This window comes from Inmirania thermothiophila, from assembly GCF_003751635.1.
Taxonomy (GTDB): domain Bacteria; phylum Pseudomonadota; class Gammaproteobacteria; order DSM-100275; family DSM-100275; genus Inmirania; species Inmirania thermothiophila.
The window spans coordinates 716,214-730,677 of sequence record NZ_RJVI01000002.1; the positions used below are offsets into that span (position 1 = coordinate 716,214).

A 14,464-nucleotide genomic window follows, 5' to 3' on the forward strand; every position below is an offset into this window, starting at 1 on the left:
GGGCGTGTCAGTGCACGTCCGCCGCGGCACCCTCGATCTCGAAGCCGAGCCCCTCGCCCTCGACCCGCACCCGCACATGACCGCCGTCGCTCAGGCGGCCGAAGAGCAGCTCCTCGGCGAGCGGCCTCTTGATGTGCTCCTGGATGACGCGGGCCATGGGCCGGGCACCCATCTTCTCGTCGAAGCCGTGCTCGGCGAGCCACGCCCGCGCCGCCTCGTCCACCTCGATGGTGACCCCCTTCTCCTGGAGCTGGGCCTCGAGCTCGAAGAGGAACTTGTCCACCACCCGCGCCACGTGCTCCCGGCCGAGGGGCCGGAACTGGACGATGGCGTCGAGGCGGTTGCGGAACTCGGGGGTGAAGAGGCGGCGGATCGCCTCCATGCCGTCGGTACTGTGGTCCTGCTCGGCGAAGCCGATGGAGCGGCGGCTCATCTGCTCGGCGCCGGCGTTGGTGGTCATCACCAGGACGACGTTGCGGAAGTCGGCCCGGCGCCCGTTGTTGTCGGTGAGGGTGCCGTGGTCCATGACCTGCAGCAGCAGGTTGAAGACGTCCGGGTGCGCCTTCTCGATCTCGTCGAGCAGCAGCACCGCGTGCGGATGCTTGGTCACCGCCTCCGTGAGCAGCCCGCCCTGGTCGAAGCCCACGTAGCCCGGCGGCGCGCCGATCAGGCGCGAGACCGTGTGCCGCTCCATGTACTCGGACATGTCGAAGCGGATCAGCTCCACCCCCATGATGCGCGCGAGCTGGCGCGTGACCTCGGTCTTGCCCACCCCGGTGGGCCCGGCAAAGAGGAACGAGCCGATGGGGCGGTCCTGGCTGCCGAGGCCCGAGCGGGACATCTTGATGGCGTTGGCCAGGGTCTCGATGGCCTCGTCCTGGCCGAAGATCACCATCTTGAGATCGCGCTCGAGGTTGCGCAGCAGCTCCTTGTCCGAGGTGGTGACGGTCTTGGCCGGCACGCGCGCGATGCGCGAGACCACGGTCTCGATCTCGCGCACCCCCACCACCTTGCGCCGGCGCGACGGCGGCAGCAGGTGCTGGCGGGCGCCGGCCTCGTCGATGACGTCGATGGCCTTGTCGGGCAGGTGGCGGTCGTTGATGTAGCGGTGGGCGAGCTCGGCCGCCGCGCGCAGGGCCTGGTGGGTGTAGCGCACGCCGTGGTGGGCCTCGAAGCGCGGCTTCAGGCCCTTGAGGATCTGCACCGTCTCCTCCACCGAGGGCTCGGCGATGTCGATCTTCTGGAAGCGCCGCGCCAGCGCGCGGTCCTTCTCGAAGATGCCGCGGTACTCCTGGTAGGTGGTGGAGCCGATGCAGCGGATCTCGCCCGAGGCGAGCAGCGGCTTGATGAGATTGGAGGCGTCCATGACCCCGCCCGAGGCGGCGCCGGCGCCGATCACGGTGTGGATCTCGTCGATGAACAGGATCGCCCCCGGGTCCTTGCGCAGCTGGGCCAGCACCCCCTTGAGGCGCTTCTCGAAGTCGCCGCGGTACTTGGTGCCGGCCACCAGGCCGCCGAGGTCGAGGGCGTAGATCGTGCTCCCGCGCAGCACCTCCGGGACCTCGCCGTCGACGATCATCTTCGCCAGCCCCTCGGCGATGGCGGTCTTGCCGACGCCGGCCTCGCCCACCAGGAGGGGGTTGTTCTTGCGCCGCCGGCAGAGGATCTGGATGGTGCGCTCGATCTCGGCGCGGCGCCCGATGAGGGGGTCGATCTTGCCCTGGCGCGCGAGCTCGTTGAGGTTCGTGGCGTACTGCTCCAGCGGCCGCGCCGCCCCCTCGGAGGCGCCCTCCTCGTCGCCGCCCGGGGTATCCTCCCGATCCTGCTCGCCGTGGACCTTGGAGATGCCGTGGGCGATGTAGTTGACGACGTCGAGGCGGGTGATGTTCTGGCGGCTGAGGAAGTAGACCGCCTGCGACTTCTGCTCGCTGAAGATGGCCACCAGCACGTTGGCGCCGGTGACCTCCTTCTTGCCCGAGGACTGGACCTGGAAGACCGCGCGCTGGAGCACCCGCTGGAAGCCCAGGGTCGGCTGGGTCTCGCGCTCGTCGCCGGGGCCGATGAGCGGCGTGGTCTCCTCCAGGAACTCGGTCAGCTCGCCGCGCAGCCGCTCGATGTCGGCGCCGCAGTGGCGCAGGACGTCGGCCGCCGTGGGGTTGTCGAGCAGCGCCAGGAGCAGGTGCTCGACCGTGAGGAACTCGTGGCGCTTCTCCCGGGCCTCGCGGAAGGCCCGGTTGAGGGTCAGCTCCAGCTCCTTGCTCAGCATGGTTCTCGACTCCGGAGGCGGCTCACGCCTCCTCCATGGTGCACAGCAACGGGTGCTGGTGGCGGCGCGAGTACTCGTTGACCTGCGCCACCTTGGTCTCGGCGATCTCGTAGGTGAAGACGCCGCAGACGCCCTTGCCGCGCGTGTGCACGTGGAGCATCACCTGCGTCGCCTTCTCCCGGCTCATCCCGAAGAACACCTCCAGCACGTGGACGACGAAATCCATGGGCGTGAAATCGTCGTTGAGCAGCACCACCTTGTAGAGGGGTGGCCGCTTGAGCTTCGGCTTGGCCTCCTGGACGGCGAGGCCCTCGTCGCCCTGGTGCTTGCGCCGCTCCATGCCCACCGATTTTAGCCCAACCGGGTTCCCGCCCAACCCTCCGGGCGGGGCGGGTTCCCTCGCCATTGGACCGCCGCAGGGGCGGAAAGTTGACGCGCCCGGCGCGGCCGGGGCCGGCGCCGGTTCCGGCCGGGGTGGGAGAAGGCGCGCGAAACGAGCCGAGGATCGGCCGCGCGGTGGGGAACGAAGGGACGGACCGGCGGCGAAACGGGTGGAGGGGTGGATACGCATCCGCCCGAGGGGGCGCCGCCCGGCGCCCCCTCGGGCCCGCCGCCGGGGCCTACATGTTGGCGATGACGGCCTCGCCGAAGCCCGAGCAGCTCACCTGGGTCGCCCCCTCCATGAGGCGCGCAAGATCGTAGGTCACCGTCTTGGCCGCGATGGCCCCGCCGACGCCGCGGAGGACGAGGTCGGCCGCCTCGGTCCAGCCCAGGTGGCGCAGCATCATCTCCGCCGAGAGGATCAGCGACGAGGGGTTGACCTTGTCCTGGCCCGCGTACTTGGGAGCGGTGCCGTGGGTGGCCTCGAACATGGCGACGCTGTCGGAGAGGTTGGCCCCGGGGGCGATGCCGATGCCGCCCACCTGCGCCGCCAGCGCGTCCGAGATGTAGTCGCCGTTGAGGTTGAGGGTGGCGATGACGTCGTAGTCCTCGGGACGCAGCAGGATCTGCTGCAGGAAGGCGTCGGCGATGACGTCCTTGACCACGATCTCGCGCCCGGTCCGCGGGTTGGTGAAGCGGCACCACGGCCCGCCGTCGATGGGCTCGGCGCCGAACTCGCGCCGCGCCAGCGCGTAGCCCCAGTCGCGGAAGGCCCCCTCGGTGAACTTCATGATGTTGCCCTTGTGGACCAGGGTCACCGAGGCGCGGTCGTTGTCGATGGCATACTGGATGGCCTTGCGCACCAGCCGCTCGGTGCCCTCGCGCGAGACCGGCTTGATGCCGATGCCCGAGGTCTGCGGGAAGCGGATCTTCTCCACCCCCATCTCGGTGCGCAGGAACTCGATCACCCGCCGCGCCTCAGGCGACTCCGCCGGCCACTCGATGCCCGCGTAGATGTCCTCCGAGTTCTCGCGGAAGATCACCATGTCGGTCTTCTCGGGCTCGCGCAGCGGGCTCGGGGTGCCCCGGAAGTAGCGCACCGGACGCAGGCAGACGTAGAGGTCGAGCTCCTGGCGCAGGGCGACGTTGAGGGAGCGGATGCCGCCGCCCACCGGGGTGGTCAGCGGCCCCTTGATGGAGACCACGAACTCCCGCACCGCCTCCAGGGTCTCGTCCGGCAGCCACACGCCCTCGCCGTAGACGCGGTTGGCCTTCTCGCCGGCGTAGATCTCCATCCAGGCGATGGCACGCCGCCCGCCGTAGGCCTTCTCCACCGCCGCGTCCACCACCCGGCGCATCACCGGCGTGATGTCGACGCCGATGCCGTCGCCCTCGATGAAGGGGATGACGGGCCGGTCCGGCACCTCGAGGCTGAAGTCGTCACGGACGCCGATGCGCTCCCCGTCGGCGGGGACCTGGATCTTGTCGTAGCTCACCGCTGCTCTCCGAAGTGGCCCAAAACCGGAAGGCCGCGATTGTATCACCGGCCCGCCCATCAGCAAACGTTATATGGGCATAATCCCGCAGTGGCGCCACGCCTCCCCGCGGCCGCTGTGGTATGTTTCGCGCCATGCGCTGGTGCCCCCACGTCACCGTCGCCGCCGTCATCGAGCGCGAGGGCCGCTTCCTCCTGGTGGAGGAGGAGGCGGAGGGCCGGCGCGTGCTGAACCAGCCGGCCGGCCACCTGGACGAGGGGGAGCCGCTGGCGGCGGCCGCCGCGCGCGAGGCCCTGGAGGAGACCGGGTGGCCGTTCCGGCCGGAGGCGGTGGTGGGCATCTACCGCTGGCGCCACCCCGGCAACGGGCGCACCTTCCTGCGCGTGGCCTTCGCCGGCAGCCTCGACACCGACGCCCCGCGCCGCCCCCTCGACGCCGGGATCCTGCGCACGGTCTGGATGCGCCGCGACGAGATCGCGGCCGCCGCCGACCGGCTGCGCAGCCCGCTGGTGCTCGCCTGCATCGACGACCACCTGCGCGGCGCACGCCACCCGCTCACGCTCCTTCGCGACATCGAGGGCTGAGCATGCGGGTCGTGGTCGGCCTCTCGGGCGGCGTCGACTCGGCGGTGGCCGCCCTGCTCGCCCTGCGCGCCGGGCACGAGGTGCACGCCGTCTTCATGCGCAACTGGGTGGAGGAGGACGGCAGCTGCAGCGCCGGCGACGACCTCGTCGCCGCCGCCGCGGTGGCCGACCGCCTCGGCATCGACCTCGACGTGGTGGACCTCTCGCGCGAGTACAGAGCCCAGGTCTTCGCGCCCTTCCTCGCCGGCTACGCCGCCGGCCGCACCCCCAACCCGGACGTGCTCTGCAACCGCGAGATCAAGTTCGGCCGCTTCCTCGCGCACGCCCGGCGCCTCGGCGCCGAGCGGGTGGTCACCGGGCACTACGCCCGCATCGGCCCGGGACCGTCGCTGCTGCGCGGCCTCGACGGGGACAAGGACCAGAGCTACTTCCTGCATCTGCTCACCCGCGAGCAGCTCGCCGCCGCCCTCTTCCCCCTCGGCGGCATGTACAAGGCGGCGGTGCGCCGCCTCGCCCGCGAGGCCGGCCTGCCCAACCACGACCGCCCCGACAGCACCGGCATCTGCTTCATCGGCGAGCGCGACTTCGCAGGCTTCCTCGGCCGCTACCTCGCCCCGCGCCCCGGCCCCATGGTCACCCCCGAAGGGACGGTGGTGGGCGAGCACCGCGGGCTCCACTTCTACACCATCGGCCAGCGCCAGAGGCTCGGCATCGGCGGGCGCCGGGGCGCGGGCGGCGCGCCCTGGTACGTCGCCGCCAAGCGCCCGCAGGACAACGCCCTCGTGGTGGTGCAGGGCGCCGACCATCCGCTGCTGCTGGCCTCGGCCCTCTCCACCGGCCCCGCCCACTGGATCGCCGGCGAACCGCCCCGGCTGCCGGCGCGGCTCGCGGTGCAGATCCGCCATCGCGCCCCGGCGGTGCCGGCGCGGGTGCGCGAGGCCGACGGCGGGCGTCTGGAGATCGCCTTCGAGCGGCCGGTGCGCGCGGCCGCGCCGGGGCAGGCCGCGGTCCTCTACGCGGGCGAGACCTGCCTCGGCGGTGCCGAGATCGAGGCCGTGCAGACCGTCGCCGCGGCGCGGCGCGCCGCCGGGGCCTGAGTCCGCGATGGAGCGCGACGAGGCCCGGGTGCTGGCGCTCGCGGGGGTCTTCCAGGCCGCCGCCCTCGTCCACGACATCGCCCGCCACGGGCGCGCCGAGCGCACCGCCCTGGAGGCCAGCCTGCGCAGCGTCCTGACCCTCGATGCGCCGGATGCCGAGACCGCCTTCGGCGGCCCCGCAGGGGTCGCCCTGGGGCTGGCGGAGCTTGCGCGGCAGCTGCGGGGACCGCGCGAGATGGAGGTGGCGCGCTACGTGGTGGCGCTGCTGCACCTGGAGCGGCGGCTGCGGCGGCAGCCGCCGCTGCTTGCTGCGATCCGCGCCGGGGTCGAGCGCGGGGCGCGCCAGGCCGAGCTCTTCGGCCTCACCCATACCAACGTGATCGCGGGCCTCGCCGGCACCTACGAGGAGACGGCGGGCCGCATCCGGCCCCGCATCCTCGTCAACGGCCAGGCCGTGCACCTGACCCATCCCGACAACGTCCACCGCATCCGCGCCCTGCTCCTCGCCGGGCTGCGCGCGGTCTTCCTCTGGCGCCGCCTCGGCGGCAGCCGCCTCCAGCTCCTGCTCGGCCAGCGCCGGCTCGCCGCCGCGGCCCGCCGGCTGCGCGAGCGCATCGACCGGGAGGCCCCCACGCCATGAGCATCCGCGTCCTGACCGTGCTCCTCACCCTCGCCTGGAGCCTCGCCGCGCCGGCCCACACCCTGATCTACTCCGGCAACCTGGACGGCGAGCTCGAGCCCTGCGGCTGCACCGCCGAGGGCGACCTCGGCGGTCTCCTGCGCCGCGCCACCGTGATCGGCCGCCTGCGCCGGGAGGCGCCCGGGCTGTTCCTCGTGAGCAGCGGCGGGCTGTTCAATCCCGCCGGCGCCACCGACCGCATCACCAGCGCCTACATCCTCGAGGGGCTCGCCCGGCTGGGCTACGACGCCGTGGGCCTGCAGTGGAAGGACCTCGCCTACGGCCCCGGCTTCGTCGCCGGGGCCCTGCCGTGGGTGGCCAGCAACTGGCGCGGCACCGAGTTCGCGCAGGGCCGCCGCATCCGCCGCGGGGGCCTGGAGCTCGCCTACTTCCAGTGGGTCGAGCCGGAGGGGGGCAGCCTCGCGGGCATGGGCCGGGTGCCCCTCGACACCGACCCCGCGGGGCTGTCCGCGGCCATGGCCGAGGCGCGCGCGCAGGGCGCCCTCGTCGTCCTGGGCACCACCCTCACCGCGGAGGAGGCCCTCCGCCGCCTGCCCGCGCGGCGGGCCGACATCCTCATCGTGCGCTCGGCCTACGAGCGCTACGGCGAGCCGCGCGAGGTGGAGGGCGTGCTCGTCCTGCAGCCGGGCTCGCGGGGGCAGCGCCTCGGACGCCTGGACTTCGAATGGGACCCGCAGCGCCGGATCACCGCCTGGCGCCACGAGGTCATCGCCATGCCGCCCTCGGTCCCGGACGATCCCGCCCTCGCCGACTGGTACGCCGCCTACACCGAGGCCCTGCGCGCCGACTTCCGGCGCCGCAAGGCGCTGCGCGCCCGCTACGCGGGCGAGGCCTCGCCCTACGCCGGGGCCGAGGCCTGCCGCGGCTGCCACGCCTCGGCCCACGCCCGCTGGGCGGACAGCGACCACGCCCGCGCCTACCTGGATCTCGAGGCGGTGCAGAAGGCCTTCGACGCCAACTGCGTCGGCTGCCACACGGTGGGCTTCGGCGAGGACGGCGGCTTCGTGGACATGGAGCTGACCCCGGACCTCGCCGGGGTGCAGTGCGAATCCTGCCACGGGGCCGCCCGCGCCCACGTCGCCAGCGGCGGTCGCACGCCCCCGGCCGGGGTCGGCGCGGGCGGCGCCGCGCTCTGCCGGCGCTGCCACAGCCGCGGGCACAGCCCCTCGTTCGACTTCACACGCTACTGGCCCCGCATCGCCCACGGGCGCGAGGCGGAGCGCGCTCAGGCGAGCGCCGCCTCCAGCCGCTCGGCGGCCGCGGCCTCCACCGCGGCGCCGGCCGCGAAGCGGTAGCCGCTGGCGATGCTGTAGGCGAGCCAGCGGTCGAGGAAGTGGTTGAGCCGCCAGCGCTGCTCCAGGGCCCAGCGCGGGTTGCGGGCGGTCCGCCCCGGCGGCTCCACCTCGGCCAGGCGCGCGTCGTGATAGACCCGCACCGGCAGCGCCGGATCGGCGCGCCAGCCGTCGGCCTCCGGGAAGAGGTGGGTGAGCAGCAGCCGGGTGGTGTAGGGCGTGCGCTCGCGCACCCGCAGGTAGAGCGGCGGCAGGCCCGGCACCTCGGCCACCAGGACCCCGCTGAGCTCGGCGAGCCCCGGCGCCAGCACCAGGAGCTGGCGCCAGTTGTGGCCGTAGAGGCCCATGAGGCCGGCGAAGCTCCCGGGCGGCTGGAGGGCGTAGTCGCCGAGGGCGGGGCAGGCACGGGCCACCGCGGAGACCATCGGCCTCAGACCCGGAACAGACGGCGGAAGTTGGCGGTGGTGGCCGCCGCCACGGCCTCCAGCGGCAGCCCGCGCAGCGCCGCCAGCCGCTCCGCGACGAGGCGGACGTAGGCCGGGCGGTTGGGGCGGCCGCGGTGCGGCACCGGGGTCAGAAACGGCGCATCGGTCTCCACCAGGATGCGATCCAGGGGCACCGCCCGCGCCGCCTCCTGCACCGCCACCGCGTTGGGGAAGGTGATGATCCCCGAGAAGGAGACGTGGAAGCCCAGCTCCACCGCCCGGCAGGCCTCCTCGGCGTCGCCGGTGAAGCAGTGGATGACCCCGCCCACCTCGGCTGCGCCCTCCTCCTCGAGGATGCGCAGGGTGTCCTCCATGGCGTCGCGGGTGTGGACGATGAGGGGCCGGCCGGTGTCGCGGGCGACGCGGATGTGGGCCCGGAAGCGCGCCTGCTGCCACGCGAGGTCGCCCTCGCAGCGGTAGTAGTCGAGCCCGGTCTCGCCCACGGCGACGACCCCGTCGATGGAGGCGTACTCGCGCAGCAGGCCCTCGTCCACGGGCTCGCCGCGGGCCTCGTTGGGGTGCATCCCCGCCGCCACCACGACGTTGCGCGGGAAGCGCTCGGCCACCGCCGCCTGGCGCTCGAAGCGGGCCAGGGACACGCCCGGCACCAGCATCCCCGCAACACCCGCGGCCTCGGCCTCGCGGATGAGGCCGGCCATGGCGTCGCCCTGCGGGTCGCGCTCGACGAGATCCAGATGGCAGTGCGAGTCCACCAGCTCCATGCCATGCCTCACATGGTGTGGGTGGGCCGGTCGGACTGGAGGGCCCCGGCGAGGTAGGTCTCGATCTTGTTGCGGGCCTGGCCGTTGTCCTGGTCGCTGAACTGCACGCCGATGCCGGCGGCGCGGTTGCCCTCGGCCCCGGGCGGCGTGATCCACACCACGCGCCCGGCCACCGGGATCTTCTCCGCCTCGTCCATGAGCGAGATGAGCATGAAGACCTCGTCGCCCAGCCGGTAGCTCCGCTGGGTGGGGATGAAGAGCCCGCCGTTCTTGACGAAGGGCATGTAGGCCGCGTACAGGGCATTCTTGTCCTTGATGGTGAGCGAGAGGATGCCCTGCCTCGGCGGCATCCGCGTCGCCCCCTCAGGCCGTTCCGCCATCGTCCTCCTCCCGGGGCCGCCAGCCGAGCAGCAGCGCCTCCAGCGCCAACTGCCGGTTGACCGAACCCTCGAGCTCCAGGGCCGTGCGCCCGGCCTCGGCCCACCGCCGCCACAGCCGGCGCACATCCGCACGCGCCGCCGCCTCCGCGAGCCGCCGGGCGTAGGCGTCGTCGGCGGGGCGCACCGCCCCGCACGATACCGTCCACCGTATCATATCGGCGCCGATGCGGCGCAGCCACCGCACCCGCTCCGCGGGCCGGCCCTCGGCCCAGCGCGCCGCCAACGCCACCGGGTCGGCGCCCCCGCGGGCGAGCGCGGTCACGTCCGCCAGCACCGCATCCCGCAGCGCCAACGCCTCCGGGTCCGCGAGGGCGCGCGCCGCAAGGGGCGCGCCCTCGGCCGCCTCCAGCAGCGCCGCCGCGGCCGCGCCCCCCTCGCGCTCGAGCCACGGGCGGGCGAGCGCCGCCGGCGCCGGCCCCGCGGCGAGCCGCAGGCAGCGGCTCCGCACCGTCGCCGGCAGCCGTCCCGGGCGGGCGCAGACGAGGATCAGCACCGTGCCCGGCACCGGCTCCTCCAGGGTCTTGAGCAGCGCGTTGGCGGCGGCGGCGTTCATGGCCTCGGCGGGCGCGATCACGCCCACCTTGCGCCCGCCGCGCCGCGCCGTGAGGGCGAGCCGCGCGGCGAGCGCCCGCACCGTGTCCACCCGCAGGGCGCGGCCGGGCTCGTCGGGCGCGGCCAGGACGAGATCCGGATGGACGCCGGCCGCGGCCATCCGGCAGTCCTCGCACGCCCCGCACGGTTCCGGCCCCTGCGGGCAGAGCAGCCCCTGCACCATGCGCCCGGCGAGCAGCCCCTTGCCGCTTCCGTCCGGCCCCGTCACCAGCCAGGCGTGGTGCAGGGTCCCGGCGGCGACGGCGGCGGCGAAGCGCCGCCATGGCGCGTCGAGCCACGGCCCCCACGTCGCCGCGCTCACCGCGCCCCCTCCCCGAGGAGATCCGCGAGGGCCTCGTCCACCTGCGCCTGCACCTCGGGCAGTGGGCGCGAGGCGTCGATGACGCGGAAGCGCGCCGGCTCGGCCTGCGCCCGCGCCAGATAGGCCGCGCGCACCCGCTCGAAGAAGGCCGCCCGCTCACGCTCGAAGCGGTCGGCGCCGCCGCGGCGCGCCACCCGCGCAAGCCCCTGCGCCACCGGCAGATCCAGCAGCAGCGTGCGGTCCGGCACGAGCCCGCGCTGCACCAGCCCCTCGAGCGCCGCGATGGTCTCGGTCTCGAGCCCGCGCCCGCCGCCCTGGTAGGCGAAGGTGGCATCGGTGAAGCGGTCGCAGACGACCCAGGTGCCGGCGGCCAGCGCCGGGCGGATGACCTCGGCGAGGTGCTGGGCGCGGGCGGCGAAGAGGAGCAGCAGCTCGGCGGTGGGGTCCATGGGGGCCTCGCCCGGGGCGAGCAGGAGCGCGCGGATGCGCTCGCCGAGCGCGGTGCCCCCGGGCTCGCGCGTGCCGTGCACCGGGTGCCGCGCGCCCACCCGCGCGAGGACGTGGGCCATGAGGGTGCTCTTGCCCGCCCCCTCGATGCCCTCCAGGGTGATGAAGCGGCCCCTCATCGCCCGCCCCGCTGGTAGCGGGCGACCGCCCGCCGGTGCTCGGCCAGGGTGGCCGAGAAGACGTGGGTGCCGTCACCGCGGGCGACGAAGTAGAGGGCGTCCCCGGGGGCGGGATGCAGCACCGCGCGGATGGCGTCGAGCCCGGGCATGGCGATGGGGGTCGGCGGCAGGCCGGCGCGGGTGTAGGTGTTGTAGGGGGTGTCCCGGCGCAGGTCGGCGCGGCGCAGGTTGCCGTCGAAGGCGGCGCCGAGGCCGTAGATCACCGTCGGGTCGCTCTGCAGGCGCATCCCGCGCTGCAGGCGGCGGATGAAGACCCCCGCGATGAGGGGGCGCTCGGCCGCCACACCCGTCTCCTTCTCCACGATGGAGGCCAGGATCAGCGCCTGGTACGGCGTCTCCAGGGGCAGCCCCGGCGCACGCCCCGCCCACTCGCGCGCGAGATGCCGCGCCATCGCCTCGTAGGCCCGGCGCAGCAGGTCGAGGTCGGTGCCGCCGCGCGGGAACTGGTAGGTGTCGGGGAAGAAGCGCCCCTCCGGGTGCTCGCCCGGACGGCCCAGGCGCGCCATGACCTCGGCGTCGGGCAGCCCGCGCAGGGTCTGGCGCAGGGCGGGCTCGGCCTCGAGGGCGGCCCGCACCTGGGCGAAGGTCCAGCCCTCCACGAGGGTGAGCCGGTGCTGGACCACGCGCCCCGCCACCAGGCGCGCGAGCAGCGTGCGCGGGGTCTCACCCGCCGGGATCTGGTACTCGCCGGCCTGGATGCGGGTGGCGACCCCCTCGAGGCGGGCGTGGGCGACGAGGTAGAGGGGGCGGTGCAGGACCCCGTCCGCGGCGAGCCGCCGCGCCAGGCTGCGCAGGCTCTCGCCCGGGGCCACCTCCAGGGTCAGGCCCGCGGGCGGCACCGCCAGCGGCCGATCCAGGGCGACCCGGTAGTCCCACAGCAGCCACCCCCCGCCGAGGCTCGCCGCCAGCACCAGGAGGCCCAGCAGGCGGTGGAGGGGCGGCCGCGGGGCCATCATGCCCGCCCCGCCGCCCTCAGACGCGGCGGAACACCAGCGTGCCGTTGGTGCCGCCGAAGCCGAAGGAGTTGGACAGGGCCACCTCGATCCTCATCGGCCGGGCCTCGTTGGGCACGTAGTCGAGGTCGCACTCCGGGTCCGGGTCGGTGAGGTTGATGGTGGGGGGCGCCACCTGGTCGCGGATGGCGAGGATGGTGAAGATCGCCTCGATCCCGCCGGCGGCCCCCAGGAGGTGGCCGGTCATGGACTTGGTGGAGCTCACCGCGAGGCGGTAGGCGTGCTCGCCGAAGGCGGCCTTGACGGCGTCGCTCTCGGCCTTGTCCCCCGCCGGGGTCGAGGTGCCGTGGGCGTTGATGTAGTCCACCGCCTCGGGGGCGAGGCCGGCATCGGCGAGGGCGTTGCGCATGCAGCGCACCGCGCCCTCGCCGCCCTCGGCCGGCGCCGTCATGTGGTAGGCGTCGGCGCTCATGCCGAAGCCTGCGATCTCGGCATAGATGGTGGCGCCGCGCCGCCGCGCGCGCTCGTACTCCTCCAGGACCACGACCCCGGCGCCGTCGCCGAGGACGAAGCCGTCGCGGCCGCGGTCCCAGGGCCGGCTCGCCCCCTGGGGGTCGTCGTTGCGGGTCGAGAGCGCCCGCGCGGCGCAGAAGCCGCCGAGCCCCATGGGTGTGCAGCCGGCCTCGGCGCCGCCGGCCACCATGACGTCGGCCTCGCCGCGGGCGATGATGCGCGCGGCCTCGCCGATGTTGTGGGTGGCGGTGGTGCAGGCGGTGCAGATGGCGATGTTGGGGCCCTTGAAGCCGTACAGGATCGAGAGGTTGCCCGAGATCATGTTGATGATGCTCATGGGCACGAAGAAGGGGGTGATCCGGCGCGGCCCGCCGTCGAGGTAGGCGCGGTGCCCGTTCTCGATGGACTCGATGCCGCCGATGCCGGAGCCGATGGCCACGCCCACCCGCTCGGCCTCCGCCTCGTCCACCTCCAGGCCGGCATCCTCGATCGCCTGCCGGGCGGCGGCGATGCCGTAGTGGATGAAGCGGTCCATCTTGCGCGCTTCCTTGCGCGGGATGTAGGCGGTGACGTCGAAGTCGCGGATGACGCCGGCGAAGCGCGTCGGGAACGCGGAGGCGTCGAAGTGGGTGATGGGCCCGATGCCGCTGCGGCCGTTGACGATGTTGTCCCACGCCTCGGCGACGGTGTTGCCCACGGGGGAGATGATCCCAAGCCCGGTCACCACGACTCGTCTCTGCACGGCACTGCCCTCTCGCCGCTCGCCCTCTCGGGGCTGCCCATAAGAAAAAGGCCGCCGGACGCCGCGGCGGCCATCGACGTTCGCGCCTTCCTCAGTCGCCCAGGTGCTTCTTGATGTAGTCGATCGCCTCCTGGACGGTGGTGATCTTCTCGGCGTCCTCGTCCGGGATCTCGCACTCGAACTCCTCCTCGAGGGCCATCACCAGCTCGACGGTGTCCAGGGAGTCGGCGCCCAGGTCGTCGACGAACGAGGCCTCGTTGGTGACTTCCTCCTCCTTGACCCCCAGCTGCTCGACGATGATCTTCTTGACACGTTCTTCGACGCTGCTGCTCATGATCCCGTTGTCCTCCCGAAAGTGAAGGCGGCGAACGCCGCCGGCGTATTGTAGGGAAAACGGCAGGGGGTCGCCACAAACCCGCCGCCCCCCGGTTTTCCCTTTCAGGCCATGTACATGCCGCCGTTGACGTGGATCGTCTCGCCGGTGATGTAGGCCCCGCCCGGGCCGGCGAGGAAGGCCACCGCGGCGGCCACGTCCTCGGGCGTGCCGAGCCGGCCGAGGGGCACGTGGTCGAGCAGGGCCTGCCGCTGCGCCTCGCCGAGGGCCCGCGTCATATCGGTGTCGATGTAGCCCGGGGCGACGGCATTGACGGTGATGCCGCGGCTGCCCACCTCGCGCGCCAGCGACTTGGTGAAGCCCACCATGCCCGCCTTGGCGGCGGCGTAGTTGGTCTGCCCGGCGTTGCCCATCGCCCCCACCACCGAGGCGATGTTGACGATGCGGCCCCGGCGCGCCTTCATCATCGCCCGCAGCGCCCCGCGGCACATGCGGTAGACCGAGGTGAGGTCGGTCTCGATCACCGCCCGCCAGTCCTCCTCGCCCATCCGCATGAGCAGGGTGTCGCGCGTGATCCCGGCGTTGTTGACCAGGATCGTGGGCATCCCGGGCCCCTCCGCCCCGAGCCGCCCGTAGAAGGCCTCCACCGAGGCCGCATCGGCCACGTCGAGGACCATGCCCCGGCCCTCGACGCCGGCCTCGGCGAGCGCCGCGCCGATGGCCTCGGCGCCGGCCTCCGAGGTCGCCGTGCCCACCACCACGGCCCCGCGCCGCCCGAGCTCGAGCGCGACGGCGCGCCCGATGCCGCGGCTCGCCCCCGTCACCACCGCGATCTCGCCCTTGAGCTCCATGACCCTGCC

Annotated in this window: 16 protein-coding genes; 4 read left to right on the forward strand and 12 right to left on the reverse strand. The window is 73.9% G+C overall.

The features are described from left to right. Positions 1-7 precede the first annotated feature (7 nt). From clpA to icd, 3 genes are all read right to left on the reverse strand, one after another. Positions 8-2,266 carry an ATP-dependent Clp protease ATP-binding subunit ClpA gene (gene clpA / locus EDC57_RS09040; protein ID WP_123401534.1) on the reverse strand — a complete coding sequence of 753 codons (2,259 nt, stop codon included), beginning with the start codon at positions 2,264-2,266 and terminating at the stop codon, positions 8-10. Positions 2,267-2,288: 22 nt separating this feature from the next. Beyond that, positions 2,289-2,606 carry an ATP-dependent Clp protease adapter ClpS gene (clpS, locus tag EDC57_RS09045; protein WP_123401874.1) on the reverse strand — a complete coding sequence of 106 codons (318 nt, stop codon included), beginning with the start codon at positions 2,604-2,606 and terminating at the stop codon, positions 2,289-2,291. A 280-nt stretch (positions 2,607-2,886) separates the two neighbouring features. Beyond that, entirely contained in the window at positions 2,887-4,143 is a 1,257-nt protein-coding gene (gene icd / locus EDC57_RS09050) for an NADP-dependent isocitrate dehydrogenase (RefSeq protein WP_211331946.1), read from the reverse strand. A 134-nt stretch (positions 4,144-4,277) separates the two neighbouring features. On the opposite strand from icd, the gene EDC57_RS09055 reads away from it, so the two are divergent. From EDC57_RS09055 to EDC57_RS09070, 4 genes are read left to right on the forward strand one after another with little or no spacing between them, the layout of a single operon-like run. Then, positions 4,278-4,727 (forward strand): NUDIX hydrolase, encoded by a 450-nt coding sequence (locus tag EDC57_RS09055; RefSeq protein WP_123401536.1) that lies wholly within the window; start codon positions 4,278-4,280, stop codon positions 4,725-4,727. Between the two features lie 2 nt (positions 4,728-4,729). Then, on the forward strand, positions 4,730-5,824 hold the full coding sequence (gene mnmA, locus EDC57_RS09060; RefSeq protein ID WP_123401537.1) for a tRNA 2-thiouridine(34) synthase MnmA: 1,095 nt from the start codon (positions 4,730-4,732) through the stop codon (positions 5,822-5,824). Between the two features lie 7 nt (positions 5,825-5,831). After that, complete coding sequence (hflD, locus tag EDC57_RS09065) at positions 5,832-6,464, forward strand: high frequency lysogenization protein HflD (RefSeq protein ID WP_123401538.1); 633 nt, start codon at positions 5,832-5,834, stop codon at positions 6,462-6,464. Beyond that, complete coding sequence (locus EDC57_RS09070; protein WP_123401539.1) at positions 6,461-7,819, forward strand: multiheme c-type cytochrome; 1,359 nt, start codon at positions 6,461-6,463, stop codon at positions 7,817-7,819. The genes hflD and EDC57_RS09070 overlap by 4 nt, the downstream gene beginning before the upstream one ends. Here EDC57_RS09070 and EDC57_RS09075 read toward each other — a convergent pair. The 9 genes from EDC57_RS09075 to fabG form a co-directional block, all read right to left on the reverse strand. After that, on the reverse strand, positions 7,750-8,229 hold the full coding sequence (locus tag EDC57_RS09075; protein WP_245995204.1) for a DUF1249 domain-containing protein: 480 nt from the start codon (positions 8,227-8,229) through the stop codon (positions 7,750-7,752). The two genes, EDC57_RS09070 and EDC57_RS09075, sit on opposite strands and share 70 nt — an antisense overlap. 17 nt (positions 8,230-8,246) lie before the next feature. Further along, a complete protein-coding gene (locus tag EDC57_RS09080) occupies positions 8,247-9,023 on the reverse strand; it encodes a TatD family hydrolase (RefSeq protein ID WP_123401541.1) in 777 nt (258 codons plus the stop codon). A gap of 8 nt (positions 9,024-9,031) precedes the next feature. Continuing rightward, the gene (locus tag EDC57_RS09085) at positions 9,032-9,373 is read right to left on the reverse strand and encodes a PilZ domain-containing protein (RefSeq protein WP_123401542.1); all 342 of its coding nucleotides are present in this window, start codon (positions 9,371-9,373) and stop codon (positions 9,032-9,034) included. Positions 9,374-9,386: 13 nt separating this feature from the next. Further along, entirely contained in the window at positions 9,387-10,376 is a 990-nt protein-coding gene (locus tag EDC57_RS09090; RefSeq protein ID WP_123401543.1) for a DNA polymerase III subunit delta' C-terminal domain-containing protein, read from the reverse strand. Continuing rightward, a complete protein-coding gene (tmk, locus tag EDC57_RS09095) occupies positions 10,373-11,002 on the reverse strand; it encodes a dTMP kinase (protein ID WP_123401544.1) in 630 nt (209 codons plus the stop codon). The genes EDC57_RS09090 and tmk overlap by 4 nt, the downstream gene beginning before the upstream one ends. Continuing rightward, positions 10,999-12,018 (reverse strand): endolytic transglycosylase MltG, encoded by a 1,020-nt coding sequence (mltG, locus tag EDC57_RS09100; protein WP_245995205.1) that lies wholly within the window; start codon positions 12,016-12,018, stop codon positions 10,999-11,001. Before mltG ends, tmk begins: the two co-directional genes overlap by 4 nt. A 16-nt stretch (positions 12,019-12,034) precedes the next feature. Then, positions 12,035-13,270 (reverse strand): beta-ketoacyl-ACP synthase II, encoded by a 1,236-nt coding sequence (gene fabF, locus EDC57_RS09105; protein WP_123401545.1) that lies wholly within the window; start codon positions 13,268-13,270, stop codon positions 12,035-12,037. 91 nt (positions 13,271-13,361) lie between these two features. Then, on the reverse strand, positions 13,362-13,604 hold the full coding sequence (acpP, locus tag EDC57_RS09110; protein WP_123401546.1) for an acyl carrier protein: 243 nt from the start codon (positions 13,602-13,604) through the stop codon (positions 13,362-13,364). Between the two features lie 104 nt (positions 13,605-13,708). Next, the gene (fabG, locus tag EDC57_RS09115) at positions 13,709-14,455 is read right to left on the reverse strand and encodes a 3-oxoacyl-ACP reductase FabG (protein ID WP_123401547.1); all 747 of its coding nucleotides are present in this window, start codon (positions 14,453-14,455) and stop codon (positions 13,709-13,711) included. Positions 14,456-14,464 lie beyond the last annotated feature (9 nt).